Source organism: Streptomyces sp. cf386, from assembly GCF_900103585.1.
GTDB lineage: Bacteria > Actinomycetota > Actinomycetes > Streptomycetales > Streptomycetaceae > Streptomyces.
Map to the genome: position 1 here is coordinate 110261 of NZ_FNHV01000015.1, position 26118 is coordinate 136378.

Sequence of the window (26118 nt, forward strand, 5' to 3'; positions counted from 1 at the left end):
CGTCGTGACGGACATCGAGCGTCGGAGCGTCCTCCCCTCAGGGCGTGCTGCTGGGGATCACGCAGTTCTTCGGCTGTTCCCGGCCGGTCGGCCAGCCCAGGCCGACGAACCTCAGCTTGCCGTGGCCCTCCCGGCCCGGGTCCAACTCGACGACCGCGACCGGCTTGTCGTACGCGTTCCCGCCGCTGGTCAGGCATATCAGACCGCTCGTGCCCTGCACCCGATGGCGGGACTGGAGCAGCGCCCACTGCCTGCCGACGTCCTCAAGGCCGGGCACCGCCTCGGCGCCGCCGCTCTGCGCCTGGTGCAGGGCCTTGCCGATGGTGACGAGGCCGTCGTACACGAGCATCGTCCGGGAGTCCTCCAGGTTCGGGACAGAGCCGAGCTTCGTCTCCTCGCTGCGCGTGGTCTCGATCCGCTTCTTCAGGTTGTCCAGGGCCGTCTTCGGCTCGGTGAGGTACTGGGGGAGCTCCTGCGGCCTGGGCGCGCGGTCGTGGTCCGCGTCCCACTTCCTGTTCCAGCCGGCCAGCTCGGCATCCCACGCGTCCGGGTGCGCGGGTGCGGCGTACTGCACCGTCACCTTGGCCTTTCCGTCCTCACCACGCAGCTGCGCCCAGTCCTCCTCCGACATGGCCTGCCGCAGCGACGCGGCGTCGGACCCGCTGACGATGGTGTAGTGCCGGTCCTTGCAGCCCACTTGAGCGAGCTTGAGCGCGAAGATCCGCAGGTGCAGCGTGCGCCCCGCGAAGTAGACGGTGTCGGCCTCGGAGTCGCAGATGTTGTTGGCGATCTGGGTGAACTGGTTGCCGGTCGAGCCCGGCTCGTCGATCGCCGGGGACTCGAAGGACATCGCGGCGGGACCGGCCGGGCCCTTCTCCTCGATCTCGCTGAACGCCTCCGCCAGCGACTCGGTGTAGCTGTCGGGGCGCTTGTCGTAGACCAGCACCGTCTTCAGGTTCTCCCGGCCACGCTCGCCGTTGAAGTTGGCCAGCGCCTGGGCCGCGTCGTGGTTGGTGGGGATGATCCGGGCCAGGCCGGGGAACTTCAGCTTCGCCATCCCGTCCGCGGCGTCCTTGTTCGCGATCCCGTCGCCGCTGATCCGGGAGGCGAGCACCGGGACGTCGTGGTCCGTCAGGCGGTCGACGGCTTCCTCCGTGGCATCGAGGCTGAGGTTGAAGCCGGTGACGGCGCGCAGCCGGTCCTCGGGCGAGTCGGCCATCCGCAGCAGGCTGTCCACGACCTCCTTCTGCTGCCCGTAGTTCCGCCCCGGGTTGGCCAGCACCAGCCGGATCTTCGGCGGTTCCCCCTCCCCCTCGTTGGCCTGCCGCTGCCCGAGATACGCGCCCTGGAGGTCGCTGCGCATCTGCCGCCGCAACGCCGCCTTGTCCGACTGGAGCGGCAGCATCACCGCCACCGTCACATACGGCTGGTCCTCGATCCGCTCGTTCTCACGGGCGATGGCCCGGGCCACGTCCCCGATCTCCGGTGTGCCGAAGTCGTAGCCGTCGCCGTTGACGCCGATGCACTCGCCGTCGATCCGCTCGATCCCGTCGGTGCAGGTGTCCGGTTCCCGGGCAATGGACCAGATGAGCCAGGCGCCCACCGTGAGCGCCCCCACGGTCAGCAGCGTGTAGAGGAACTTCTTCCACCTGGGCATCCCCGTTACCTCCCTCGCGCGAGCTGTCCGGTGCATGTGCAGCGCAGCAACGGCTGCTCGTTCCCCGCCAGGCCGCTCCACCGCGTGGCCGTCTTGTCGAGCTCTCCCGCACCGTCGAAGTCCATGATCGAGAGACGTTCCAGCAACTTGGCCAGCGTGTCGGCCGTCTTTCCGCTCGGCCTGGTCCGCTCCTCGCACAACCACGCCGCGTGCAGCACCTGGTCGACGGTGCGACGCAGCGCCGGTCCGTCCACGGTCACCAGGCCCTCGGCACGCTCCCGCCGGGCGTCCGCTCCGCCCGGATACGGCGCCTGGGCTATCTCCAGCAGCTCCGCGCTCCACTCCTCGGCCCGACCGGGCAGCGTGGCCACCAGGTGGCCGACCACGTCGTCGACTCCGCCGGACACCAAGTGGTGGTTCATCCGGTGCGCCGCGACCGAACGGAACGCCCCGCCGCTCGGCGCCCCCTCGTCGGCAGCGCGTTCCGCGTAGTGGTCCCGCAGCAGATGGTGGTCGGCGTGCCAGGCGGCCCCGCCGGGGCGTAGCCCGTACAGCCGGTGCACCAGCAGCTGGCGCAGTCCGAAGTCGCCTATGAAGTGCCGTTCGCAGCTGGGCCAGCCGGTGTCGATGAGCAGCTGCGTCACCTGGTGTGCCGTCAAGTGGTGGACCCGGCCCGCCTGATGATGGCGGAGCAGGACGTTCGCGCACTCCTCGTCGTGGGCCACCGACAGATGGGTGAGCAGATCGAGCCACTGGTCACGGTGCACGTCCGGCAGCCGGACCGGCGGCTGGTCGAGGATCAGCTCCTGCAGCAGTACGTCCGCCACGGGCCGTTCGGGGCCGCCGTCGCCGGGGTGTCGTAGGGGGGCGTCCAGCAGGTCCCGGTCATTGGAGTCCGCCGGCATGCGGAAGGCGGCGGCAGCGGCGGCCAGCCGGATCACCGAGTGCGGCCGTCCGCCGCTCAGTCGTGCCACGGCGGCGTCGATACGGCGGCGGTTCGCGGCGCCCTCCGGCTCCGCGCGCTGCTGTCTTCGCTGGGTCTCCTCGCGGAGCTGGTCGCCGGTGAGCAGCGGCATACGAAGCAGGAGCACCCCGTCGGCCAACGGCGCCTGGCCCGCTCCCGCTCCCGTGCTCCGGGACCAAGCGGCGTGGCCGCCGTCGGCGGGCCGGAACTCCGCCGGGGGAACCACCTGCTGCTGCGGCAGGCCGCCGTGCAGGAAGACGCCGCCGTCAGCCCGGCGCGCCGTGCCCACGATCACCACGCGGTCGCGCTGCCCGCCCCGGCGGTCGGTGAGCACGGCGCTCAGCAGCTGCACCCCAAGGGGCGACTCGGCGTGGCCCAGCAACAGTCCCGGGCGGCCCACCCGACGCAGCCAGCCGACCGGAGAGGCGTACGCCGCCTCCAGGTCCTCGCGCAGCGCCCGGAAGAGAAAGCTCTCTGCCAACTCCCGGTCCGCGAAGCCGGCCTGGAAGTCGGCGGCGAGATTGCGCAGGCCGTCGCCGGGCTGACCGGCCGCGCCCGGATAGGCGCCGTAGATCCGCTCCAGTTCCGCCCGGCCCCGGGGTGCCAAGCGGTCGAAGAGGACGTCCAGCAGCGCGTTGCCCACCGCCGCCTGGTACACGCCGAGCACCTGCGGGGCCAGGTTCGCCAGCAGGTTCTGGATGGTTCCGCCGAGCACCCCGCGCCAGAAGTCACCCGCGCCCAGACCGCGGAAGCGCTGCCTCTGGGGCAGCATCTCGTACCGTTCGATCTCCGTCGCGACCGCGCTGGGGCGGCCGTCCGCGACGCCGGTCGCGATCATCGCGAGGCCCGTGAAGAGCCGCGGGAAGGCGAACGAGCCGCCTGTCCCCTGCCAGGTGCACAGCCGCCGGGCGGCCTCGACCAGGGCTTCTGTCGCGGCCGAGCGGGCGCCCGGCTCCGGCTCGGCCCGGTCCGCGTACACCGGCGAGCCGCAGTCCAGGTGGATCACCGGCACCTTGACGGCGAAACGGTCCCGCACCGCGTGCAGCAACCGCCCCTTGCCCATGCCCGGTCCACCGGTGAGCAACACCACCGGAAGATCGGAGCCGTACAGCGGCTCCCGACCGGCACCCGACGGCGACCGCGCGAACAGCCGCGCGAAAAAGCCCTCCTCGCCGAGGAGTTTCTCGAACCCCAGGTCTTCACACACGGACCCCCCACGAAGAGCTCGCCCGCCCTGGAGCGGATGACCGGTGACCGATGTGCCAGAAAACAACCAGTGGAACACGAGTCCTGCGGCCGGACAACGATGCCTACGTGGAAAAGCAACGGAGCATACGTGGAAGGGGAGTTGAGGCACGATGCACGCGATCCGGGAGGTGCCGCGAACGCCCCCACAGGGCCTCGCCGCACTCCGGCGCCGAGCCCCTCGTCGTATACCGGAAGTGCCTGTCAGGCCGCCGGGTGCGGCTCCCGTGCCGTGAGCCGGTGGGCGAGCAGGCCCAGCAGTACGGCGTTGACCAGCCCGCACAGGGTCGTGCCGGCGGAGAAGAGCAACGGGCTCAGCCAGTCGAGCGAGGAGTCCCACGCGGGGGCCACCGCCATCAAGGGGATGCTGACGAGCATGCTGAGCGGTGCCGTGGCCATGAGCGGCCAGATCCCGGCGAACCCCGGGTCCGGCGACAGGTACACGGCCCACAGGAAGAACCCCAGCGACGCCGCGACCACCGCGAGATAGCCGCGTGCGAGCCAGTTGTCCACGGCGGGCGCCAACAGGGCCCGGACCCTGTGCAGTCGGGGGCGTGCGGATCGCGCCATGTCCGTTCCTTGTCTCTTCGGAGTGGTGTGGGGGTTCACGCGTGCCGGGTGGCACGGAGGTCGCGGACGTGGTGGGCGAGCGCGCCGACCGCGGCGGCGTTCACGAGGGCGCACGCGAGGAGCCAGACACCCGCGACGCCGGAGGCGACCACCACGGCCGGCCCGCCACTGTCCTCGACGATGCCGGGACCGACGGGGAGGACCATGCCCAGGAGGGAGAGAGGTTCCGTGAGCAGCAGAGGGGTGGTGGCGTACACGCTGTCCGGGAACCACCAACGCGACCGGTACGGAGGCGGCGAAGACCGCGAGATAGCCCCGGGCGGGCCAGTTGTCCGCGGCGAGCGCGAGCAGCCGGCGCAGCCGCGGGAGGCGGCGCGGGCGGGAGGCGTTCGGCATCGCGGGTCCTTCGGGTCGGTCCGTGGGTTGTGTTCTCCAAGGTGGACCGGGACGCGCGATCAGGCATGAGTACGGGTGCTCATCTCCGCGGGGACTTCCACCCACGCCGGCACTTCCGCCGTGCTGTCCCGTGGCGCCCGATCACCTCGCGGCCGCCACGGAATCCCGGACCGCTTCCGCCGCGCAACCCCACTCCCCCCACCCTGCGCGGGGAGCCTCACACCCGACGGCGTGCGCCGGGGCCCGGCCGGGCGGAGACGTCCTTGGGGGTCAGGGCGGCATGTTCCTCGGAGCATGCGACGACGACACGGACCGGTGCTCCGCACTCGACGTGGCGCATGTCCAGGACCGGGCCTTCGGGGTCCGGGGTGTACATGTCGCCCCACTGACGCAGAGCGACGAGCACGGGCCACAGGTCCCAGCCCTTGCGGGTCATCCGGTACTCGTTGCGGGAGCGGCTGCCCGGCTCCCGGTAGGGAACGGTGGTGAGGATGCCGACCGCGGTCAGCTTCCGGAGCCGATCACTGAGGACCGCCTCCGACAGGCCGATGTGGCGCCGGAAGTCGTCGAACCGGCGTACTCCGCCCGCGGCATCGCGCAGGATCAGCAGCGTCCACTTCTCCCCGACCAGATCGAGGGTCCGCTGGACGGGGCAGTTCTCCGTGCTGACCTCAAGCCACTCCATCCCTCCATGCTAGGCACTGGCTTCATCTTTGACAGCCAGCGGAACGCAGGGCTAGCTTCAATCAACGAAGTCAGCAGGGAGGATGCCAAGCCATGGGCCGGACACGCACCTACGAGTGGGACGACCCCTCGATCACCGCCACCGCAGTGGGTCGTTCCTCCGGCCTGGACTTCCTGCGCGAGATGCAGGCGGGGCACCTGCCCGGGCCGCCCATCACTGCCACCCTCGACTTCGCCCTCGACGAGGTGGACGAGGGCAGGGTGGTGTTCTCGATGACACCGGGCGAGGAGCACTACAACCCGATCGGCAGCGTGCACGGCGGCGTCTACGCCACCCTGCTCGACTCGGCGGCGGGATGTGCCGTGCAGTCCACCCTCCCGCCTGGCATGGGATACACCTCGCTCGACCTGACCGTGAAGTTCCTGAAGCGGATCACCGCCGACACGGGCAGGGTCCGGGCCATCGGCACGATCGTCAGCCGAGGCCGACAGACCGCCCTCGCCGAGGCCAGGCTGATCGACGCGGAAGAGCGCCTGCTGGCCCATGCCACGAGCAGCTGCATGCTGTTTCCGGTGCCGGCCTCGGCGGTGTGAGGGCGGGCGTGTAGGGCCTGCCCGGCGGATCTTGCCCGGACAGGCCCTGGTCCCGGGGAGGACTCAGCGCTTGAGCATGAAGGTGAAATCCCCGGAGAGCTTGCCGCTCAGCCGGGCCGCCGAAACGATCTTCCCCGCCACGATCAGCCTCTCGACCTCCGCCCGCGAAAGACCGCACCCTTCGGCGATCAGTCGCACCGGCCGGACAGGGATCCGCGCCGCGAAGCGGACCGAGACGTCGATCACGTCGCCGTCCGGGTGATCCGATCCACCGGTGTCGAGGCGCCAGGCGTCGCCCCAGTCGAGGGCGATGCGATTACGGCGCCGCACGACCGGATCCTGGAGCAACTCGGCTGCCAGGCCGGGGTCGTTGGCATGCATCCGGTCCAGCAGCTCGGGCCTTACGGAGCGCACATTCATCCGCTCCAGGACCGTGAGCTTTGCCGTTTCCCCGCAGCCGGTACAGAGCACGAGGAGCCAGGCATCGATGAGCTTGTGGTTCGCGTTGACGCGAAACTTGCCGTTTGCCCGGAAGCGCTCGGACGCGCATGTGTGGCAACGGCGCAGAACGAGCGGCAGGCAGGTGGGCGCGACCACCCAGATTTTGAGCACAGAAGTACACCGGTTTCAGTGAGAAGTCCGCAGCAAAAAGAAGCGCGGCGCACATGCGCGACGCGCGACAGATCAGCGCTTGGGAGGTCTCACAGGGTGTACAACGGCACGTCCTTCGCCAGACGACTCGGTTCGGCAGCACGGTAGTGGCGCACAGCGGAGCTTCTCCACTGGTTTTCGGATGGTTTTCGAACGCCTCTGGGCACGGACGATCACCCACCTGCCTGCTGCTCATACCGGTTCAACCGGCATGAGCAGCAGGGGCGGTGAGGTCGCATCACGCGACGGCGGTGCCCTCGAGCTCGACCATCTGGCCGGGGATCGCCAGTCGCGTCACTCCGAGCATCGTGGTGGTCGGCGCCACCCCTGCGGCGCCCAACCGCGCCGCCAGCACGCCGTAGTGCTGGAACAGCAGATCGACGTCGGTCGTGTAGACGTTGAGCCGGACGAGGTTCGCGAGAGCCATGGCGGCCGCGCCCAGCACGGCCTCCAGGTTGTCGATACTCAGCGTCAACTGCGCCGCCATGTCACCGTCATGCCGGGGCTTGCCGTCACCGCTCATCGCGGTCTGCCCCGAGATGTACAGAGTCCGTGTGTGCCCGGAGACGACCTCACCCTGGTTGAATCCCATCTCCGCCGACCACGTCACCGGGTTGACCGCCGTTCGTTCCACTGCCACGTCAGCTCCATTCGATTCACAGGGCGTCCGTACGTCCATCTGCTCGGTAACCGGCAGCATGTGACGCCTCGTCAACGAGCCTGCCAACAAATCACGACACCCTTAGTCACGTATTTCGATAAAGTTCTCGAATGCGCGCCGACCGCTTGGTCTCCCTGGTGCTACTGCTGCGACAGCGCGGTCGGCTGACAGCGGACACGCTGGCCCGCGAGCTGGAGGTATCCACCCGCACGGTGCTGCGCGACATCGAGGCGTTGTCCGCGGCCGGTGTCCCGGTCTACGCCGAACGCGGCAGGCACGGCGGGTTCGCGCTGTTGCCCGGTTTCCAGACCGAGCTCACCGGACTGAACCACGACGAGGCCCTCGCCCTGCTGACCGCCGGATCGGGGCGCGGCGAGCAGGTCTTCGGCCTCGGCTCGGCGCTCGCTTCGGCCATGCGGAAGGTGGTCGACGCGCTGCCCGAAAGCCACCGGGCCTCCGCGAGCGACGCGGCCCAGCGATTTCTCGTCGACCCGGACACCGACCTGCTCTCGCGCCGGCTGGTCATGGACGAGGTGCCCGACACCACCATGATCGAGGTCAGACGCGCGGTGCTCGCCGGACACAAGCTGCGCATCCACTACGCGGCCACGGGCCGGACAGCACAGTGGCGCACGGTGGACCCGATCGGCCTGGTCACCGTGCGCGACCGGGGCTACTTGCTGGCCACGAGGTCCGGCGCGGACCGCACCTACCGGCTGTCGCGGGTGTTGGCCGCCGAGGAACTCCCCGAACCGGCACAGCGGCCGAACCGCGTCGACCTGGACCGGATCTGGCGGGAACGCTCCGCGCAGTTCCTCTCCGGCGGCGACCACATCACCGTGCTGGTACGGGTGAACCCGACCCGACGGGAGGACCTGCTGGACACCGCGCTGGCAGTCCGCGCGGAAGAACCCGACGCCGACGGCTGGCTGCGACTGGAGGTGACCTTCCAAGACTCCCGACACGCCGAATGGGCGCTGTGGCAGCTCAACATGGACGCGGAAGCCCTGGCCCCGCAGTCGTTGCGCACCTGCCTACGCGACCGCGCCGCCGCGATGGCCGCCCGCTACGGAGACTCATCCTGAGCGGGAGAAGCCAACTCATTTGGCCGGCGGATCATTTCGGAATGACGTGGGTGCACCCGGTTCTGCTGTGGTGGCCGAGATCCCCGTGCTGATACGTCGGTAGGCGGCACGTGCATGGGCGACGCGGGCCAGCACCGTACCCACGAGGGCAGCCGTGAGCAGGCAGGCGAGCCAGAACGGGTCACGGGAGCCGGCCCAAGTGAGCGTGCCTGCGGGTGGGATGGCGAAACCGTTGAGGAACAGCCAGCAGAGTACGGCTGTGCCGGGAGCCGCGCTGAAGCGTGCGCACAGGCCGAGCAGGACAGCCAGCAGGGACAGCGCGGTCAGGGCGAATGAAGGACGGCCCGGGCCCACCACGGTGTTCAGGAGCGCCACGAGGACCAGCGCACCGCCGAAAGCCCCGGCCCATACCAGCGCTGTCGGCGCGGGCGGCGGGACAGGCCTGGCTCCGGCGCCGAGGGACACCCATCGGATCACTCTGATGCTTCCTTCCCGTGCTCCCCTGCCGGCCAACGGGAACAGGACCTCCCGGTTGCCACGGCACATGAAACTGAGCAGGGATTGTCCCACTGGCCCCGCTCCGGGCCTGGCGTCCGGTTCCGGAGCTACTCGTCAGGGTGGGGTCAACGGCTCTCCAGGAAATATGCAAATCAGCCAGTCCACGCCGCCTCGGCCCGCGATGGACGGGAGCCGGCACCGGCGACCGAGATGGGTGTCCACCCCGATGCGCGAGGATGCCGGGGCGCGTGATGGTGAGGTGAAGAGCACCGCCCGTGGCTTGATCAGGACGCTCAGCCTGATTCGCCGTGCCTCTCACCGGGCCTGCGCGCTTGCCGTTGCGGCACGAACGGAGTCCGCGCCGATGACGACCTCAGCTGCTTCCCTCCACCGCCCGCCACGGCCCGTCCGCGCCGGCCCTGAGGCATGGCCGGTTCGGTCATGAGCGTCACGGCGTGGTTGGCGATCGTGGTCTTCGCCGCGGTCTATCTGCTGATCGTGACCGAAGGGGTGCATCGCGTGGCGGCGGCGCTCGGAGGCGCGGTGGCCATGCAGCCCCAGGCATCCGAGCAGTCCGGCCGCCGAGCCTTCGTCCAAGCCGGGGCGTCCGACCTGCAGTTCACGCACCGGCAGGTATCCGGCAGGTCACGTCGTCGAGCAACAGCGCGGAGGAGCGCCGTACGGTCACCCCCTGCAGGACGAGGACAGGACTCTGCTCCCCGGACACGGACACGGATCAGCTTCCGGTCAGCCCGGCAAACGCAGCTACCAGGCCGAGGCCGGCGCACACGCCCAGCGTGCGCAGAACACTCCAGCGCACCCGGAAGATCAGCACGACGGCGACGAGCGCGATCCCGAGGGCGACGGGACGGAAGGACGCAAGGTCCGGCACGGCGAGGTGCAGTGGGCCGAAGGTGTGGTCGTCCACCGTGGTGAAAAGGGTGTGCTCGGCGAAGTAGAGCGCCAGGTTGGCGATGACGCCGACGACGGCCGCGGTGATGCCGCTCAGCGCGGCGGAGACGTGCTTGTTGCCGCGCAGGCGCTCGATGTAGGGGGCGCCGAGAAAGATGAACAGGAAGCACGGCACGAAGGTGACCCAGGTGGTCAGCAGCGCCCCGAGCAGAGCGGCCGCCCAGGGATTGAGGGCACCCGGGTCGCGGTAGGCGCCGAGAAACGCGACGAACTGCACCACCATGATCAGCGGCCCCGGGGTGGTCTCGGCCAGTGCGAGACCGCGCACCATCTCCCCCGCGCTCAGCCAGCCGTACGTCTGCACAGCCTGCTGAGCAACGTAGGCGAGGACGGCATAGGCGCCACCGAAGGTGACCAGGGCCGTGCCGGAGAAGAACACGCCCTGGGTGGTGAAGACACTCCCCGTGCCGGTAAGGACGACGAACGCGGCCACTGGGACGGCCCACAGCAGCAGGCCGACCAACAGGATCCGCGAGGTACGGCGGCGGCTCGGACGCTCGTGGTGCAACGCGTCGTCAGGGATCAGCGGGGCCGGACCGTCGCCGCCGGAGCCGTGCGCGGCGGGCTTGAATACGCCGGGCGCCCAGCGGGCGATCAGCCATCCGGCCACTCCGGCTGCAACGATCACCACCGGGAAGGGGACCTGGAACAAGGCCAATGCCGCGAAGGACGCCACCGCGAGCCCGACCAACAGCCGCCCCGGCCACCGGCGCGGCCCGGCCACGGCTCCGCTCCTGACGCTCCGTGCTGGATGGAGGTGTCCGGCACCGGCTTTGCTCATGAGTTGCCGGTTCTGGCTCGCTTTCCGGATACAGAGCCCGTACTCGCGTACAGAGCCACCGGCACGGTCACGACAGCGCTGATCGCCATGTTCCTCGTGCTGCACCTCACGGGCAGCGGGTTCGAACCCGGCGTGCACGCGGGCAGCGGTGGCGATGGCGCCCGGCCCGCACAAACCGGCGCTTGTGGAGCCAGGTGCCCTCTGCGTGCCCTGAGTCGGGGTGAAACGCCTGCCGAGGCGGCCTTCGGGCTCGAACTCGGGCGGGGCGAAAGCTGTAGTGGACCGTGGCTACGGGTGGAGGGCGGCCTCGCCCACGACGCGGATTCCCGTCTCCTCCCCCGGGTGGACGGACAGGGGGCCCGCGACCCGGATGCCGACCGGCGTGTCATGGCCGTGGACGGCCACGGTGACCATGGCGTCGTGGCCGTAGTACGAGACGTCGGTCACCGTGCCCCTGACCGAGCCCTCGGAGTCCGTGTCGGTCAGCAGGAGTTGTTCCGGGCGCAGCAGGACCGTGCCGGCGCGGAGCCCTTCGGGCGGAGCGGCGAGGGGTACGGCGCCCAGGGCGGTCAGGGCCGTGCGGTCGCCTTCGACGGTGCCGGGGAGTAGCACGGCGTCACCGACGAAGTCGGCGATCCAGGGGTCGGCGGGGTGCCGGTAGAGGTCCTGCGGGGTGGCGCACTGGGCGACTCGGCCGTCTCGTACGACGGCGACGAGGTCGGCGGTGGACAGGGCCTCCTGCTGGTCGTGGGTGACGAGGACGGCCGTGGCGCCGGTCGCTCGCAGCGCGGCCCGTACGTCCGCCCGCACCCCCGCCCGCAGCGCGCTGTCGAGGGCGTTGAACGGCTCGTCGAGCAGCACGAGCCCGGGTCGCGGGGCGAGCGCGCGGGCCAGGGCGACGCGCTGCTGCTGGCCGCCGGACAGCTCGTGCGGCATGCGGTCGCCATAGCCGGCGAGACCGACGAGTTCGAGCATCTCCTCGGTGATGCGCCGCCGTTCGGCCCGGTCGACGCCGGTCAGTCCGAAGGCGACGTTGCGGGCCACACTCAGGTGCGGGAAGAGGGCGCCTTCCTGGGGCACGATGCCGATACGGCGCCGCTCCGGGGGGAGGTGGACGCCGGACCCGCTCAGGAGCCGGTCGCCGAGGCGGACGGTGCCCGCGTCGGCCCGCAGGAACCCGGCGACGACTCGCAGCATGGTGGTCTTGCCGCAGCCGGAAGGGCCGAGGACCGCCGCCAACGCGCCTGCGGGGACGGCAAGTTCGAGGCCGCGCAGGACCGACTCTCCGGCGCCGTAGGACTTGGTGAGCCCTGCGATGTGCAGTTCGTTCATGTCCGGTGCCTGCCTAGGAGGTACGAGGGGACCGCGGCCAGCAGGATCAGTGCGGCGGCGTAGGGAGCGGCGGCCGCGAAGGATCCGGCGCCGGTCTCGGTCCACAGCCGGGTGGCGAGGGTGTCCATGCCGGTGGGGCGCAGCAGGAGGGTCGCGGGGAGTTCCTTCATGCAGACCACGAAGGTCAGCGCGGCCCCGGCGGCCACGCCGGGCGCGGCCAGCGGCACGGTGACCTCGCGCAGCACCTGCCACGGCCGGCGGCCGAGCGAGCGGGCGACGTCCTCCAGGACGGGCGGTGCCTGGAGCACGGCCGCGCGGGTGGCGGCCACCGCGACCGGCAGGAAGAGGACAGCGTACGCGCCGACCAGCAGCGGGAGTTGCTGGTACAGCGGGTAGGCGTAGCGCACGGCGAAGAAGACCAGCGCGAGGGCGACCGTGATGCCGGGCAGCGCGTGGCCGGCGTACGCCGCCTGCTCCAGCAGCCGTGCTCCGCGGCCCTTGTGCCGGGCGGCGATCACCCCGACCGGCAGTGCGAGGGCCGTGGTGAGGCCGGCGCCCGCCGCCGCGACCCCGAAGGTGGCCCAGGCGGTGTCCGCGAGCGTGCCCAGGTCCCAGGTGGCCGAGCTGCCGACGGTCAGCCAGTAGCCGAGGGCGCCCAGCGGGAAGGCGACGGCGACGGCCGTCACCGCCCCGCACCACAGCAGAGCGGGCAGCCGCCACCGGCCGAGGGCGACTGGAACGGCCGGGCGGGCGGTGCCCGTTCCGGTCCTGGCGTGCCCGGCCCGGCCCCGGGTGCGGGCTTCGGCGGCGACGAGCGCGATCGTCATGACGACCAGGACGACGCTGAGGGCGGCGGCCGGGGTTCGGTCGAAGGACGCCCGGTAGGAGGTGTGGATGGCCCGCGTGAAGGTGTCGTACCGCATCAGTGACACCGCGCCGAAGTCGGAGAGCACGTACAGCGCGACGAGCAGTGCACCGCCCGCGGCCGCCGGTCGCAGCTGGGGGAGCGTGACGCGGACGAAGGTTCGCAGCGGCCCGTGCCCGAGGGAGCGTGCCGCCTCCTCCTGCGCCGGGTCGATGCCCCGCAGTGCGGCGGCGACGGGCAGATGGACGTACGGGAAGCTGACCAGGGTCAGGGCGAGTGCGGCGCCCCCGAACCCGGCGAGGTCCGGCTCGGCCGACAGCCAGGCGAACGCGGCCACATAACTCGGCACGGCCAGCGGCAGCGTGGCCAGCACCGACCAGGCGCGGGCTCCGGGCAGTGCGGTGCGCACGGTCAGCCAGGCCAGCGAAACACCCAGCACCAGACATGCCGCCACGACCACGGCGGTCAGGCCGAGACTGCGGCCGAGCAGGTCCAGCGTCCGCTCGTCGGCGACGACGTCCCAGGCGAAGGCCGGGCCGCGTTCCAGGGCGCGGACGGCGAGGTAACCGAGGGGCAGCAGGGCGAAGAGGGCCGCGACGCAGGCGGGGACGAGCAGGACCAGGGGCGGCCTGGTGCTACCCGGCGCCCTGAGCGAACGCGGCACCGCGCGGGCGGGTACGCCCTCGCGCCCGGCCGGGGCAGGGGCTCCGGTCGGGCGCGAAGTGGTCGGCGGTGTGGGCACGGTGGGTCAGACCAGTCCGACGTCCTGGAGCATGGCCAGTGTCTCCTGGAGGGACTCCAGCTTGCCGAGGTCGATGTCAGGGGACTCGAGCGAGTCGAACGGAGGCAGGCCCTCCACGGTGGTGGTGACGCCCGCGGCCAGCGGGTACTCCTTCGTGGTGTCGGCGAAGTAGGTCTGCGCCTCCTTCGACAGCAGGTAGTCCACGGCCTTCTGGGCGGTCGCGCTCTGCCCGCTCTCCTTGAGGATGCCCGCGCCGGCGACGTTGATCAGCGCGCCGGGGTCCTTGCCGGGCAGGAAGTGCAGCTTGGAGTTGACCTTGTCCTCGCCCTTCTCGGCGACCCGCTCGTACCAGTAGTAGTGGTTGACCAGGCCCAGTTCGACCTCGCCGGCCTCGACGGCGTCCAGGGTGGCGAGGTTGTGGGCGTACGTCTTGGCGCCGTTCGCCTTCAGGTCCTCCAGCCACTTGCGGGTGACGTCGTCGCCCTTGAGGACCCGCATGCCGGTGACGAAAGCCTGGAAGGAGGCGTTGGTGGGCGCGAAGCCGACCTTGCCCTTCCACTCCGGCTCGACCACGTCGAAGACGCTGTCCGGCACCTCGGCCTCGGTGACCTTGTCCGGGTTGTAGGCGATCACGCGGACGCGCCCTGAGAGACCCACCCAGTCACCCTCGGAGCCGCGGTACGCCGCGTCGACCTTGTCGAGGGTGGCCGTGGGCAGCTTCTGCAGCACGCCCTCCCGGGACAGGGCGCCCAGCGCGCCGGCGTCCTGGGAGAAGAACAGCCCTGCCTTGGTGCGGTCGCCCTCCTCCAGGATCTGCGCGGCCAGTTCGGCACTTTCGCCGTAACGCACCTCGACCTTGGTGCCGACGGCCTTCTCCAGCTTGTCCAGGAGCGGCTTGACCAGCTTCTCGTTGCGGCCGGAGTAAATGACGAGGGAGGAGCCGCCGCCCTCGCCCTCGGCGTCCTTGTCGTCGGAGCCGCACGCCGCGAGGGCGGGGAGCAGCAGAGCGGCCGCGACCAGCGCGGTCATCCGGCGAACCGAGGGGCGTCGCATGGTGTGTGCCTTCCTGCAGGGCTCGCCTTTACGCCGCCGGTCACGTCGTTGGAGAGCGAGGGACGAAGCGATCCTGTGGCTTTGCTGTGGCTTGATTATGACCATGCTATGAATAAGGTAAAGCTTACCTAATCGTCAAGGGTCATGTGCTAACAGCGGACGTTGCCGCGGAAAGGGCGCGCCCCGTGATCCACCTCTCCGGATCCCTCCCGGCACCTGCCGTCCCCCACTCACCCTCAGCACCGTGGCCGAAAACCGTGCCGTTCACGCGCGGACTCGCGGCGTACGGCGACCGCGTCGCGCTCATCACGCCGGACGAAGAGCTGTCCTATCGTCGGCTGGCCGACCGGGTCACCGCCACCGCCGAGCGCCTCGGGCCCGTACGGCGGCTGGTGCTACTGGCCGGGGGCAACCGCGCCGACGCGCTCGTCACATACTTGGCCGCCCTGTCCGCCGGTCACCCCGTCCTGCTCGTCCCCGGCGACAGCGAGAGCACGATCCGCTCGCTGACCGAGGCGTACGCCCCCGACGTCGTGGCCCGCCCGCACGCCGACGGGACATGGGCCCTCGACGAACGGCACCCCGAGAGCGCCCACACCCTCCACCCGGACCTCGCCCTGCTGCTGAGCACCTCCGGCTCGACCGGCTCGCCCAAACTGGTACGGCTCTCGCACGAGAACCTCCAAGCCAACGCCGAGTCCATCGCCACCTATCTCGGCATCGACGAAACCGACCGCGCGGCCACCACGCTGCCCATGCACTACTGCTATGGCCTGTCCGTCATCCACAGTCACCTGCTGCGCGGCGCCGGCCTGATCCTCACCGAGCGGTCGGTGTCCGAGGCGGCCTTCTGGGAGGAGTTCCGCGCCGGGCGCGGCACGTCACTGGCGGGAGTGCCGTACACCTTCGACCTGCTCGACCGGGTCGGCTTCGAGCGGATGGAACTGCCACAGCTGCGCCGCGTCACCCAGGCCGGGGGCCGACTGGCGCCGGAACGCGTCGCCCGGTACGCCGAGTTGGGGCGCCGCTCGGGCTGGGAGCTGTTCGTGATGTACGGCCAGACCGAGGCCACGGCCCGCATGGCCTACCTCCCGCCGCAACTCGCCGCCGAACGCCCCGAGGCCGTCGGTGTGCCGATACCCGGCGGCTCCTTCCGGCTGCAGCCGGCCGACGGCCACAGCCCGGACGTGGGTGAACTGGTCTACTCGGGGCCGAACGTGATGCTCGGTTACGCCGAGAGCCCGGCCGACCTCGCCCTCGGCCGGACCGTGCAGGAACTGCACACCGGGGACCTCGCCCGGCGCGCCTCCGACGGGCTCTATGAGATCGTGGGCCGCCGCAGCCGCTTCGCGAAGATCCTCGGACTGCGGATCGACCCGCAGCGCGTCGAGTCCCTGCTGGCGGAGCACGGGGTCACGGCGTACTGCGCGGGGGACGGCGAAGCGCTCGCGGTGGCCGCGCTCGGAAGCGCCGGTGAGCAGGCACGGATCCGGCGGCTGGTCGCGGAGGAGTGTGGGCTGCCGTCCCGTGCCATACGGGTCCGCGCTCTCGACCGACTCCCCCGCCTGGCCACGGGCAAGCCCAACTACGAGGCCGTACGAAGACTGACGCGCCCACCGGAGGAAGGGCCACCCGGCCCGGGTCAGGACCTCCGCCGTCTCTACGCGGAGATCCTCGACCACGGCGACGTCAGCGAGGACAGCAGCTTCGTCAGCCTGGGCGGTGACTCACTGTGCTACGTCGAGATGTCCCTGCGCCTGGAGGAGGCCCTGGGCCACCTGCCCACCGACTGGCATACGAGGACGATCCGCGAGCTGCAAGCCATGGCGGCGCCCGCGGCGGAAGGGACGGTAGTGAAGGGCGGGCCGGAGCCGCGGCCCGCCCGGCCGACCTCGGGACTCCGCAGAGCACTACACGCCTGGTCCAACCCTCAGTCCTGGCGGACCCGCCGCACTCTGGAGACCGGCATCGCCCTGCGCGCCGTCGGGATCGTCCTCATCGTCGGCTCGCACGTCCAGGTCTTCGAGATCAAGGGCTTCGCCCACATCCTCATCTGCGTCGCCGGCTACAACTTCGCCCGCTTCCAACTGACCTACGCCGCACGCCGCGAACGTGTCCGGCACATGTGGCGCAGCACCGCCCGCATCGCGGTACCGAGCATGGTGTGGATCACCGGCGCGGTGCTCCTGACCGACTTCTACGACCCGGCCAACGCCGTACTGCTCAACAGCGTGCTCGACCAGGGCAACGACCGCTTCGACTGGGCCTACTGGTTCGTGGAGGCCCTGGTCTACTTCCTCGTCGTCCTCGCCGCCCTCATGGCCGTACCGCTGCTGGATCGGCTGGAACGGCGGTTCGCCTTCGGCGTGCCGCTGGTGCTCATGATCGTCGGCCTGGTGGGCCGCTACGACCTACTGGGCCTGGCATCCACCCGCCCCCAACTGAGCCCCACAGTCGTCTTCTGGCTGTTCGCACTCGGGTGGGCGGCCGCGCGGGCCTGCACCGTGCGGCAGCGGGCGCTGCTGACAGCGATGTTGCTGCTCACCTTGCCCGGCCTGTTCCAGGACCAGCCCCTGCGCACGACCATCGTGCTCGTCGGATTGGGGCTACTGATCTGGATACCAACCCTGCCCAGCCTCGGCCCGCTCAACACGCTCGCCGGCGTCCTGGCAAGCAGTTCCCTCTACATCTACCTGACGCACTACCAGGTCTACCCCTATCTCCAGGAGGACTTCCCTCTCACCGCCCTGTTCGCCTCTCTCCTGGTCGGCGTCGGCTACGCGGCGGTCGTGACCCGGGCAACGCGGACGGTCCGGTGGCTGTGACCGCGACCCTCCGACGCGTCGTGCAGCATACGCGGTGCCAGTCATGATGCGGTGTCGCTAGGTGTATGAGGGCTCGACGTTGGTGACGCTCTCGCGGAGGCGTGCTGCTGGCGGCTTTTCCGGCGGCAGCACTATGCACAAGCCGCCCCTCGATTGATGATGACGACGCGGTCCACCAGCTGCTGCATCTCGGACAGGATGCGGCTGGAGACCCGGACGGTGCGCCCGTCGGCAGCCAGCCCTCGCAGGAACTGCCGCAGCCAGGCGATCCCTTCCGGATCAAGGCCGTTGGCCGGCTCGTCCAGGATCAGCACTCCTGGATCACCGGGCAACGCCGCCGCGAGGGCAAAGCGCTGACGCATACCGAGCGAGTAACCGCCCGCGCGGCGCCGCGCCGCCTCGGCGAGCCCGACAGCCTCGAGAACGTCGTCGGCCCTCCGCCGCGCGAAGCCTCCCACCGTGCACAGGATCTTGAGGTGATCGCGGCCGCTGCGGGCGGGGGGGAACCCGGTGGCCTCCAGTGCCGCCCCGACCACCCGGCCGGGAGCGGGCAGCTCCGAATAGGGCACACCACCGATCGTCGCCTGCCCGGCGTCCGGAGTGACCAGGCCGAGCACCATGCGCAACGTGGTGGTCTTTCCAGCACCGTTCGGGCCAAGGAAGCCCGTGACGGAGCCCGCCTCGACGGTGAAGCCGAGCTCGTCCACCGCCCGCACCCGGCCGAACGTCTTGACCAGCCCCCGGACTTCGACCCGTCCGGCGCTCGCGGTCACGACGCCGCCCGCCGGGCCGAGCCGAGGATATGCGTGGCGGCAGGTAGGGGGATCTTGGTCGCGGGGAAGGCGAACCGGTCCAGTTCGGTGATGGTGAACCCGGCCCTGGTGATGGCCGCGGCGGTGTCGCGTCCCGTGTGGCAGCCACCGCAGAGCAAGGGCCACACGGTGGCGTCCACGAGACGCTGAACCCGCCGCATCGCGCGTGAGTCGGCACGTACGTGCTCGAAGAAGCGCAGCTGACCACCCGGCCGCAGAACGCGGCGTGCTTCGGCGAGCGCGGCATCCGGATCTGCGACCGAGCACAGCAGCATGGACATCACCACAGCATCCACCGAGCCGTCAGGAGCGGGGAGTTGCCCGGCGTGCCCGTCGACGACGTCCACGCGTGCACTGCGCGAGGGCAAAGCCGACGCCGCCGAGCGCAGGCGCGGTTCGGGCTCGACAGCGATCAGCCGGGTGACCTCGGCCGGGTAGTACGGAAAGTTCAGGCCGTTACCCGCGCCGACTTCGAGTACCTCACCGCTCAGCCCGGCCAGCAGCCTCGTACGGTGCTCGTCGATATGGCCGAGCGCGGCTTGACCCTCGCGCGCGCCGGAGTGCTGTGGGGCCTGTTCCACGACGGCCCGATTACGCAGCGCGCCTTGGCCGCATCGCGCGCCGTCACGCCCCGCAACATCACCGGTCTCCTGGACGCGCTTCAGGAGGAGGGCCTCGTCGCCCGGGATGCGCATCCCACCGACCGGCGCGCGACCTTGGTCTCCCTCACCCGCAAGGGCCGGGAGTTCACCTCCGGCCTACGCGGGGGGGCGCGACGAACTGGCCGCTCTGCTGTTCGGGGACCTGTCCGGAGAACAGCTCGAAACTTTCGCCTACACACTGAACCTCGCCATCGAACGCCTCAAGGACATCGACCCCACCACACACGCGTGACCTGCAGCCCGCGCATCGAGGGTGAGCCGCTCTGCGGTGTTGTCGATCGAAGCGGGGCCCGCGATGGTCGCCAGCCTGGGTCGAGTCCGTTGCGACGGAGTCGATCCGTGCCGGCCAGGAGCATTGCACTGGCGTGGCGCCACCCAGGTTCGAAGCGCTGGATCACTGCGAGGAAAAGGCATCGCCCCTGAGACAGAGAAAGCCGTGGCCGCGGTGAGACAAACCAAAAGGCCGCAGGTTACCGGCAGCAGGGGGGTGCCGCTCGAGCTGAGATCCCACACATCCAATCGAGTCGTTTGACAACGAACCCAGTCGTTTCGGCTTCTTTGACAGTGAACCTAGTCGTATGGGGTGAGCGATCCAGCAGCCGTCAATGAGACGGGGGTTGCTGGTGATGGGCCGGTGTTCCGAGTCTGCGCTACTGGGGGAGGGTGACCAGGATGCGACCGTGGACACCGCCGGTGTCGACGTGGTCGTGGGCCTTGGCGATTTCGTCCAGCGGGTAGCGGTCGCGGACGTCGACGGTGAGGGCGCCGACGGCGGCTGCGGAGGTGAGGTCTCGGGCGGCCTGGCGCTTGGCCTCGGCAGGGAAGTCGTCGCTGCCGAGCAGCCGCAGGGTGACGTTGTTGAACAGCAGGGGCCAGAAAGGGATCTCGGTACGGTCCGCGCGTGTGGCGTAGGCGGCGACGACGGCCTCGTTGGCGGCGATGGCGTTGTCGAGGTCGGCGTTGTCGGACAGCGCGACCTCGATGATCCGGTCGACGCCCCGCGGCGCGTACGAGCGGATGGCCGCGGCGGGGTCGCCGGTGTCCAGGGCGACGGCGTGGGAGACGACGGCCGGGTCGACGTGGTCGAGGTCGGCGGTTCGGCGGACGGTGGCAATCACGGTCGCGCCGGCCCAGTGGGCGAGCTGGGCGGCCAGGGAGCCGACGCCGCCAAGGACTCCGTGAACCAGGACCAGTCGGCCGTCGACCGGGCCGTCGGTGAAGACGGTGCGGTGGGCGGTGATGCCGGGGATGCCGAGGCTCGCGCCCAGCTCGTCACTCAGGTGGCCGGGCAGGGGTGCGGCTTGGTGGTCCGGTACGACGGTGTACTGGGCGGCGGTGCCGATGGGGCGGTAGGACTGGGCGCCGTACACCCAGACCCGTTGTCCGACGCGGCGGGCGTCGACTCCGGCGCCCACGGCGTCGATGACTCCGGCGCCGTCGCTGTGCGGGATCACCCGCGGGAAGGGCATGGACGAGCCGAGCCAGCCCCGCCGCTTCTTGGTGTCGCCGGGGTTGACGCCCGAGACGCGGACGCGGACGCGGACCTCGCCGGGACCGGGGAGGGGATCAGGGAGTTCGCCGACGTGCAGGACATCGGCGGCGGGACCCTGGTCGTCGTACCAGGAAGCAAGCATCGAGGTTCCTCCGTGGGCGGTCAGTTCGCGGGAGCAGCGGGCGCATGTGGTTCGCTCTCGGTGCGTGTGGTGTGGAATGCGGGCGGTTTCTCGCCGAGGGTCTCGCGCAGCCAGGTCCGTTCGGCGCGGCTGGTGGCGCGGGCGGTGAGCAGCATGCCGCGCCGGTAGGGGTCGGCGATCTCCTCGGCACGCAGGGGCCGCTCGTTGTCGTAGAAGAAGCTCGCCGGTTCTTCCAGGAACTCCAGCCGTCTGCGCAGCACCGCGTGCTGTTCGGCCACGTCGGGCAGGTGGGAGAGGAATGCCAGGACGATGTAGAACCGGGTGAAGTCGGTGATCTCGTGGTCGGCGGGCTTGCGTAGGCGCTGGAGCATGTCGGCCCGGCCGGCCGCGGTCAGGCTGAGCACGTACCGGGCCGCCCCCGCGGCCGGGTCTGCGCGCCGCTCGATCAAGCCCGCCCTGGTCAGACGATTGATCGCCGGATACAGGCTGCCGTCACTGACCGGCCGCGTGTAGCCGGTCAGCTGTGAGACGCGGCGGCGCAGCTCGTGTCCAGGCAGGGGTCCCTCGGCCAGGAAGCCGAGTATCGCGAGTTCCAGCATGAGTCCATCTTCGCACGCGAACATCGAATCGATGTGGACATCGATTCGATGTAAGCTGCCCGGTATCCACCCACCGTCTTGGGAGAGGCACAGCAAGATGCCGCCACTGTCCAGCGAGTCAGTGATGAACCGCTTCGTGGAGTTCATCAACACGGGCGACGAGGGTCTCGCTCGCGAGGTCATTTCTCCGGACGCGGTGTTCCACGCGCCGAGTCACCCGGAACCACTGCGGGGGCCCGATGGGTACATGGAAGTCCTTGGGATGATGCGCAGCGCCTTCCCGGACGTCCAGTGGACGCTGGAGGAGACGGTCACCGAAGGCGACACGGTCGCCGCGCGGTTCACCATGCGGGGAACCCACGACGGTGAATTCTTCGGGATCCCGGCGAGCGGCAACAAGATCTCGGTGCAGGCCATGAACTTCTACTACCTGGCCGACGGCCGGATTGTCGGCGAACGCGGCCAGCCCGACCTCCTCGGGGTGATGCAGCAGATCGGTGCCGTACCGGCGCCGTGAACCTCGTTGTGCCGCGTGAGCCTGCTATCGCGCGGAACTACCGCTGCCGGGAGGTACGTCGCCGCGGCAGAGGGGGAAGGCTCACACCGGGGCGCGGGCGGCCGACGCGGGTTCACTGCAAGAGGTTGGTCTTCCACATGACGTTCCTTGCCATCCAACCCAGTCGGCGCAGGCGGCCAGGGGGGCCGGGCCGAAGGAAGCGTCACGCGACTGCGTTGACAGCGAAGTTAGTCCGCGCAGGTCAGCGACTTCGGCCCGACTAACTTCGCTGGCAAAGGACAAACTTGTCCGCGTCATCCCATCGAGGCTCATTCCGTTTCGGAACACCAAGGCGGTAACGGAACACCGGGGCCGTTCCGAAACGGAACATGAGACCTTTCGGGAGGTCGGGGTTCCGCCCACGCCTGCCAGGCCACCAAGTCACGGCGCGGATCGGCGTCCTGGATGAGCGACGACAGCGTCTCCAGGGGCACTCTGTCGGAGAACCAGGAATCCATGGCGGTGGTACGAGGCCGAACCAAAGAGCTGCACGGAAGCTGGTGCCGTGACGGCCATGAAATCCGGCTCGTCGACACACCCGCCTGGCGCTTGGCCACGCTGACACCCATTCCGGTACCGGCACGACTCGTGCAGCCGCATCCAGTCGTCAAAGCGCTGCAGGGTCTCCCTCATCCCATGGGGCTGACCAAGTCCGTGCAGAACAGGGCTTTCCGTCTCATCCATGCCCTGCTCACTGCAACTCAGAGGGCGGGGCACACCGTCGCAATCGGCAAAGCGAATGCAGCACCGCTACCGCATCGCCGGCGAAGCGGCCCACCTCACTTCACGATCACGTCACAGGGCCAGACATGCGAATTCCTCCTCCTACAGGAACAGGACCGGGTCGAGCACGCCCCCACACAGAAGGAACTCACCGACACCGAGAAGCACTCCTGGGTCAGGATCCCTCGCTACGACTACTCCCCCGCTGACCGCTTGAGAATCTGTGTCAGCGGTGGGCTGCCGCACCGGGCCAGCGAGTGGGCCGACGTGGCCGCACGCCCTCTCGAAGACCAACTCGCCGAGATCGTGCAGGAGGTCGGTCTCCGCGGACAGGCAGCCGAACACAAGCGTCTGGCTGACCTGGAGGAAGCTCAGCAGAAGCGCCTGCGGTGGGAAGCCGCGAAGCGACAGGCCACGACCGAATACGCAGAGGCATACCGCGTCCGCCACCTCGAGGCACAGCACGCGGCGTGGAGGCGCGCAGCTAGCCTCGTCGAGCACATCGGCGCACTGCGACTTCATGCAGAGGGTCTGCCGCCCGGGCCGGACAGGGACGAAGCCGAGGCATGGATCGCGTGGGCCGAGAGCCACGTGAAACGCCTGAATCCGCTCAACGGTTCACCGCTGCTACCGGAAATCTGTGAACCAAATACACGTGGAAGGAAATGGCAGGTCAGAGCCCTGTGCTCCATAAATCGGACACGGAGTCGATGTGCATTACGTGCAGAGTGGGCGGTACGTGCAAAATGTTGACGCTCAATTTGCCGCCCAAACGTCACTGCGCACGCTCGCGGTCCCGGCGGGCGAGGCGGACGCCAGCCCCTTCGGCGTCAGCGTGATCACCGACCAGATCGGCCTCGACATTGCCGCCTGCTCACCGGCGAACAGGACCCGGCTCCCCTCCCCACACGGGAGTCGAATACCGCCTCACTGCACTGGCCACCGAACCTGCCAAGCCGGCATGGTCCGCGTCGGCCCGAAGGCCGGCAGCGCCATCAGCGACGAACGCTGGGCCCTGCCACCAGCCGCACTCGGCCGTTTCCTCGCGGCGCTGCCCGCCCTCATGTCACTCGGTCGCATCCAACTCGATTCCGGGCCAGCATGCAATCATATCGTCACCACCCGTGCACCCTCCGTCCCGGCCCACAGTGCTGGAGCGGAGATACGTGACATGAAGAGCAGGGGCGCACCGCCGTCATCGGGGCGTCAGCCGCCACGCGAACGCCTCATGCAGGAGGCGCTGTCCCGTGACTGCGGGCACTTCCCACGACCCGTCCCCACGACCCGCCTGCCGCCGCCTCCCCCGCAGGAGCGGATCCTTGGGCCGCGTCGGCCGTCGGGCTGGGTCCTGCAGAAGCTGGACTGCGGCCGAGGTCCCAGCCGGGGCGTCATCCACCGTCGACTGCGCGGAAGCACCCGCCGGGGCGTCGGCGCTCAGCCTGGACAAGGCGCTGGGCGCCGCAGAACTTCCGGGCACCCGGCTGTGCTCTCTGTGCGGCGCGGCCCAGGAGTTGGATCCCCTCTTGCGGGGGTTCGAGGCTGGCTTCGACCACCACCGACGGCGCCCCACCCGCCTACCTCCCACTGAGAATTCCCGACTTCGGCATGGACGCGCCCGAGGGCCGGACGCTACTCGCGAGGGCCTGACGCTACTGGTGGTGAGGGCGGCCGGGTCGTGGTGGCGGCCCCGCCCACGCGGGCCTCGAAGCACTCCCGTTCGCCGTCGGCCGACGCGGGCCGGAAGCAGGCCCGGACGGTGCTGCCGGGACGGACTTCGGTCATCTCGGTATAGATGAAGGTTGCCGCGTCGTCCTTGTTCCTGATGCGCACGCCGTGGGTCGGGCCGCCTGCCGTGACGTCCACCCAGTCGCCGATCTCGGTACCCCAGATCCGGGCCCAGCTCGCGCCGCACTTCTTGTTGTAGCGCAGCTCGACGTGGGCGCCGGTGGCAGTGCGGTACGAGGCGAGGGTGTCGGGGCCGATGCCGCAGATCAGGCGCATCGGGTCCCGGCCCTCGCAGGCGGCTCCATGGCATTGGGGAGCGAGGGAGAACGGGACGGAGGCCGGCAGCGGTTCGTCCTCCTGAGCCTGCGAGTCCGGCAGAAGGAAGAACAGCAGGGCCGCAACACCACCGACGATCACGGTGTACGCCGACGCCAGCACCACCAGGAGCCTGCCCCCGAGCCTGCCCCCGCGCAGGTGCCGCCGCCCGGCTCCGGCGGGCGACGGCGTCTCCTGGGGATCTGGCCGCGGCGACTCGTCCGTGGGAGGGGCGGGCGCGGGGGCCACCGCGCGTCCGCTCCAGTGCGACTCGGAGATCTCCCACAGGGCCAGCAGCCGCCCGTCCGGTTCGTTCGCGAGCCGGCACAGTTCCTGTACGGCCTGGCGAGGAGGCAAGCTCTTGCCGTTGAGGTAACGCTCCCACGAGGACTTGCTGTACGCCGTCCGCTCCGCCAGCGCCGCCAGGCTCAGCCCCGCACCGGCCCGCAGCTCCCGCAGCGCCGCGAACAGCCGGGTGTGTTCCGCGGTCACTTCGGATCCGCCTCCCGCAGGGCCTGCCAGGTGGGCGGGTCGATGACTCCGTTCACGATCAGCCCGTTCCGCTTCTGCATGAGCTCGACCGCCCGCCGCGTCTTCGGGCCGAAGACGCCGTCGATCTCCCCCGGCGCGGTGCCCGCCCGGCGCAGCAGGCACTGCGCCTCGGCCACTTCGAGCCCCACTTGGGTGTTGGACAGGAGGATGTCCGTGGTCCGGCTCAGGCCCGCGGACCAGCGGCCGTCACGCTGCTCAAGCCGGCAGGTGTAGATGACCGGCACCAGGGACTCCGACACGGTGGCCGGGGCCGTCGCGACAGCATCGCCGCGGTCGTGCGCGAGCTGGGCACGGGCCTCGGTGAGCCGCACGGCCAGCAGGAGCGCCGCGGAGACGGACAGCACCGTGACCACGGCTCCCGCCGTGACCGCGGCGCGCAGGTGACGCCCGTACGGCTGCTGCTCCGTCGGGGGGTGTGCCGGTGTCGTGGAGAGGTTCTCGGGGGCGTCGGTGGTGACCACCCGTCCCTCCGCCCAGCGTTGGGCGGCGATCTCGTGCATCACCAGCAGCCGGGACGGATCGTCACCGCCGACGCGGGCCATCGCCTCGACGGCCTCCCGGGGCGGCAGAGACCTGCCGTTCAGATATCGCTGCCACGACTTCGCGCTGTACCCGGTCTTCGCGGCCAGTTGACGGGTGCTCAGTTCGCTGCGGTCCTTCAGTTTGCGCAATCGCACGATCAACTGGTGAACGTGTGGATGCAGTTCAGCAGGCAGCTCTTTCCAACGCGACATGTTCCCCCGCTCGCGCCAGGGCCGCTGGTCCGGCCCCCGTGTCCCGGTCTCATTCTGCATCAGCTGTCACGGGGATCACAGAGCGGGCACGCCGCCCTGGTGCGACCCAGCCCTGGCGCGGAATCAGCCATTCCCTCTCACCGCAGTCCCGGCGCAGTCCCGCCGCAGGGACTCGCGGGCGACATCTCCGCAGGTCAGTGCACGGGACGTCCCGGGATGAGGTCACTTCCG

Annotated in this window: 24 protein-coding genes and 2 pseudogenes; 8 read left to right on the plus strand and 18 right to left on the minus strand. The window is 70.2% G+C overall.

The genetic code is table 11. The features are described 5' to 3' along the window. Positions 1-37: 37 nt before the first annotated feature. The 5 genes from BLU79_RS33105 to BLU79_RS33120 form a co-directional block, all read right to left on the minus strand. On the minus strand, positions 38-1657 hold the full coding sequence (locus tag BLU79_RS33105; protein WP_256333546.1) for an ABC transporter substrate-binding protein: 1620 nt from the start codon (positions 1655-1657) through the stop codon (positions 38-40). A 5-nt stretch (positions 1658-1662) separates the two neighbouring features. After that, a complete protein-coding gene (locus tag BLU79_RS33110) occupies positions 1663-3828 on the minus strand; it encodes a hypothetical protein (protein ID WP_093909670.1) in 2166 nt (721 codons plus the stop codon). A gap of 242 nt (positions 3829-4070) precedes the next feature. Beyond that, a complete protein-coding gene (locus BLU79_RS49350; protein ID WP_256333547.1) occupies positions 4071-4436 on the minus strand; it encodes an SCO4225 family membrane protein in 366 nt (121 codons plus the stop codon). A gap of 35 nt (positions 4437-4471) precedes the next feature. Then, a complete protein-coding gene (locus tag BLU79_RS49355) occupies positions 4472-4693 on the minus strand; it encodes an SCO4225 family membrane protein (RefSeq protein ID WP_256333548.1) in 222 nt (73 codons plus the stop codon). Positions 4694-5049: 356 nt separating this feature from the next. Then, positions 5050-5517 (minus strand): winged helix-turn-helix transcriptional regulator, encoded by a 468-nt coding sequence (locus tag BLU79_RS33120; protein WP_093909671.1) that lies wholly within the window; start codon positions 5515-5517, stop codon positions 5050-5052. Positions 5518-5609: 92 nt separating this feature from the next. Here BLU79_RS33120 and BLU79_RS33125 point away from each other — a divergent pair, with 92 nt between their 5' ends. Further along, a complete protein-coding gene (locus tag BLU79_RS33125) occupies positions 5610-6110 on the plus strand; it encodes a PaaI family thioesterase (RefSeq protein ID WP_093909672.1) in 501 nt (166 codons plus the stop codon). A 63-nt stretch (positions 6111-6173) separates the two neighbouring features. On the opposite strand, the gene BLU79_RS33130 is transcribed toward BLU79_RS33125, so the two are convergent. Next, a complete protein-coding gene (locus BLU79_RS33130; RefSeq protein ID WP_093909673.1) occupies positions 6174-6722 on the minus strand; it encodes a DUF1062 domain-containing protein in 549 nt (182 codons plus the stop codon). 277 nt (positions 6723-6999) lie between these two features. Next, entirely contained in the window at positions 7000-7395 is a 396-nt protein-coding gene (locus BLU79_RS33135; protein ID WP_093909674.1) for a RidA family protein, read from the minus strand. A gap of 137 nt (positions 7396-7532) precedes the next feature. On the opposite strand from BLU79_RS33135, the gene BLU79_RS33140 reads away from it, so the two are divergent. After that, on the plus strand, positions 7533-8507 hold the full coding sequence (locus BLU79_RS33140) for a helix-turn-helix transcriptional regulator (protein WP_093909675.1): 975 nt from the start codon (positions 7533-7535) through the stop codon (positions 8505-8507). A gap of 15 nt (positions 8508-8522) precedes the next feature. Here BLU79_RS33140 and BLU79_RS33145 read toward each other — a convergent pair whose 3' ends face one another. From BLU79_RS33145 to BLU79_RS33165, 5 genes are all read right to left on the minus strand, one after another. Further along, the gene (locus BLU79_RS33145) at positions 8523-8984 is read right to left on the minus strand and encodes a hypothetical protein (RefSeq protein WP_093909676.1); all 462 of its coding nucleotides are present in this window, start codon (positions 8982-8984) and stop codon (positions 8523-8525) included. A gap of 757 nt (positions 8985-9741) precedes the next feature. Further along, the gene (locus tag BLU79_RS33150) at positions 9742-10701 is read right to left on the minus strand and encodes a chromate transporter (protein ID WP_256333549.1); all 960 of its coding nucleotides are present in this window, start codon (positions 10699-10701) and stop codon (positions 9742-9744) included. A 345-nt stretch (positions 10702-11046) separates the two neighbouring features. Continuing rightward, on the minus strand, positions 11047-12090 hold the full coding sequence (locus BLU79_RS33155; RefSeq protein ID WP_093909677.1) for an ABC transporter ATP-binding protein: 1044 nt from the start codon (positions 12088-12090) through the stop codon (positions 11047-11049). Continuing rightward, positions 12087-13697 (minus strand): ABC transporter permease, encoded by a 1611-nt coding sequence (locus BLU79_RS33160; RefSeq protein WP_371131988.1) that lies wholly within the window; start codon positions 13695-13697, stop codon positions 12087-12089. Before BLU79_RS33160 ends, BLU79_RS33155 begins: the two co-directional genes overlap by 4 nt. A 6-nt stretch (positions 13698-13703) precedes the next feature. Then, positions 13704-14750: an iron ABC transporter substrate-binding protein gene (locus BLU79_RS33165; protein ID WP_093909679.1), complete on the minus strand. Its 1047-nt coding sequence runs from the start codon at positions 14748-14750 to the stop codon at positions 13704-13706. A 257-nt stretch (positions 14751-15007) separates the two neighbouring features. On the opposite strand from BLU79_RS33165, the gene BLU79_RS33170 reads away from it, so the two are divergent. Beyond that, positions 15008-17575, plus strand: a complete 2568-nt coding sequence (locus tag BLU79_RS33170) for an AMP-binding protein (RefSeq protein ID WP_218137806.1) — start codon at positions 15008-15010, stop codon at positions 17573-17575. 131 nt (positions 17576-17706) lie between these two features. Here BLU79_RS33170 and BLU79_RS33175 read toward each other — a convergent pair whose 3' ends face one another. Together BLU79_RS33175 and BLU79_RS33180 are read right to left on the minus strand one after the other, a co-directional pair. Beyond that, complete coding sequence (locus BLU79_RS33175; protein ID WP_093909680.1) at positions 17707-18348, minus strand: ATP-binding cassette domain-containing protein; 642 nt, start codon at positions 18346-18348, stop codon at positions 17707-17709. Beyond that, positions 18345-19082 (minus strand): class I SAM-dependent methyltransferase, encoded by a 738-nt coding sequence (locus tag BLU79_RS33180; RefSeq protein WP_093909681.1) that lies wholly within the window; start codon positions 19080-19082, stop codon positions 18345-18347. Before BLU79_RS33180 ends, BLU79_RS33175 begins: the two co-directional genes overlap by 4 nt. On the opposite strand from BLU79_RS33180, the gene BLU79_RS50105 reads away from it, so the two are divergent. After that, positions 18978-19472, plus strand: coding sequence for a MarR family transcriptional regulator (locus tag BLU79_RS50105; RefSeq protein ID WP_371131993.1), 495 nt, complete (start codon positions 18978-18980; stop codon positions 19470-19472). The two genes, BLU79_RS33180 and BLU79_RS50105, sit on opposite strands and share 105 nt — an antisense overlap. Before the next feature lie 227 nt (positions 19473-19699). On the opposite strand, the gene BLU79_RS33185 is transcribed toward BLU79_RS50105, so the two are convergent. Continuing rightward, positions 19700-20683, minus strand: a complete 984-nt coding sequence (locus tag BLU79_RS33185; protein WP_093909682.1) for an NADPH:quinone reductase — start codon at positions 20681-20683, stop codon at positions 19700-19702. 20 nt (positions 20684-20703) lie between these two features. Next, the gene (locus tag BLU79_RS33190) at positions 20704-21282 is read right to left on the minus strand and encodes a PadR family transcriptional regulator (RefSeq protein ID WP_093909683.1); all 579 of its coding nucleotides are present in this window, start codon (positions 21280-21282) and stop codon (positions 20704-20706) included. Positions 21283-21406: 124 nt separating this feature from the next. Here BLU79_RS33190 and BLU79_RS33195 point away from each other — a divergent pair, with 124 nt between their 5' ends. The 4 genes and pseudogenes from BLU79_RS33195 to BLU79_RS49365 all read left to right on the plus strand — a co-directional run. Beyond that, on the plus strand, positions 21407-21799 hold the full coding sequence (locus BLU79_RS33195; RefSeq protein WP_256333550.1) for an ester cyclase: 393 nt from the start codon (positions 21407-21409) through the stop codon (positions 21797-21799). A 444-nt stretch (positions 21800-22243) separates the two neighbouring features. Beyond that, on the plus strand, positions 22244-23314 hold the full coding sequence (locus BLU79_RS49360) for a hypothetical protein (RefSeq protein ID WP_256333551.1): 1071 nt from the start codon (positions 22244-22246) through the stop codon (positions 23312-23314). A 208-nt stretch (positions 23315-23522) separates the two neighbouring features. Further along, positions 23523-23669, plus strand: a pseudogene (locus tag BLU79_RS50110) (hypothetical protein); the annotation flags it as partial. Positions 23670-23834: 165 nt separating this feature from the next. Further along, positions 23835-24099: pseudogene (locus tag BLU79_RS49365) on the plus strand (DUF6233 domain-containing protein); the annotation flags it as partial. Positions 24100-24190: 91 nt separating this feature from the next. Here BLU79_RS49365 and BLU79_RS33215 read toward each other — a convergent pair. Together BLU79_RS33215 and BLU79_RS33220 are read right to left on the minus strand one after the other, a co-directional pair. Continuing rightward, a complete protein-coding gene (locus BLU79_RS33215; RefSeq protein ID WP_093909685.1) occupies positions 24191-25093 on the minus strand; it encodes a helix-turn-helix domain-containing protein in 903 nt (300 codons plus the stop codon). After that, positions 25090-25830, minus strand: a complete 741-nt coding sequence (locus tag BLU79_RS33220) for a peptidoglycan-binding protein (RefSeq protein WP_371131989.1) — start codon at positions 25828-25830, stop codon at positions 25090-25092. Before BLU79_RS33220 ends, BLU79_RS33215 begins: the two co-directional genes overlap by 4 nt. Positions 25831-26118 lie beyond the last annotated feature (288 nt).

What these genes read in the sequence shown, in the direction of transcription:
- BLU79_RS33105 (WP_256333546.1), bottom strand. Translation starts at nt 1,657, where the DNA reads ATGCCCAGGTGGAAGAAGTTCCTCTACACGCTGCTGACCGTGGGGGCG.
- BLU79_RS49350 (WP_256333547.1), bottom strand. Translation starts at nt 4,436, where the DNA reads ATGGCGCGATCCGCACGCCCCCGACTGCACAGGGTCCGGGCCCTGTTG.
- BLU79_RS33120 (WP_093909671.1), bottom strand. Translation starts at nt 5,517, where the DNA reads ATGGAGTGGCTTGAGGTCAGCACGGAGAACTGCCCCGTCCAGCGGACC.
- BLU79_RS33125 (WP_093909672.1), top strand. Translation starts at nt 5,610, where the DNA reads ATGGGCCGGACACGCACCTACGAGTGGGACGACCCCTCGATCACCGCC.
- BLU79_RS33140 (WP_093909675.1), top strand. Translation starts at nt 7,533, where the DNA reads ATGCGCGCCGACCGCTTGGTCTCCCTGGTGCTACTGCTGCGACAGCGC.
- BLU79_RS33155 (WP_093909677.1), bottom strand. Translation starts at nt 12,090, where the DNA reads ATGAACGAACTGCACATCGCAGGGCTCACCAAGTCCTACGGCGCCGGA.
- BLU79_RS33165 (WP_093909679.1), bottom strand. Translation starts at nt 14,750, where the DNA reads ATGCGACGCCCCTCGGTTCGCCGGATGACCGCGCTGGTCGCGGCCGCT.
- BLU79_RS33180 (WP_093909681.1), bottom strand. Translation starts at nt 19,082, where the DNA reads ATGCGCATCCCGGGCGACGAGGCCCTCCTCCTGAAGCGCGTCCAGGAG.
- BLU79_RS33185 (WP_093909682.1), bottom strand. Translation starts at nt 20,683, where the DNA reads ATGCTTGCTTCCTGGTACGACGACCAGGGTCCCGCCGCCGATGTCCTG.
- BLU79_RS33190 (WP_093909683.1), bottom strand. Translation starts at nt 21,282, where the DNA reads ATGCTGGAACTCGCGATACTCGGCTTCCTGGCCGAGGGACCCCTGCCT.
- BLU79_RS33195 (WP_256333550.1), top strand. Translation starts at nt 21,407, where the DNA reads ATGAACCGCTTCGTGGAGTTCATCAACACGGGCGACGAGGGTCTCGCT.
- BLU79_RS49360 (WP_256333551.1), top strand. Translation starts at nt 22,244, where the DNA reads ATGAGCGACGACAGCGTCTCCAGGGGCACTCTGTCGGAGAACCAGGAA.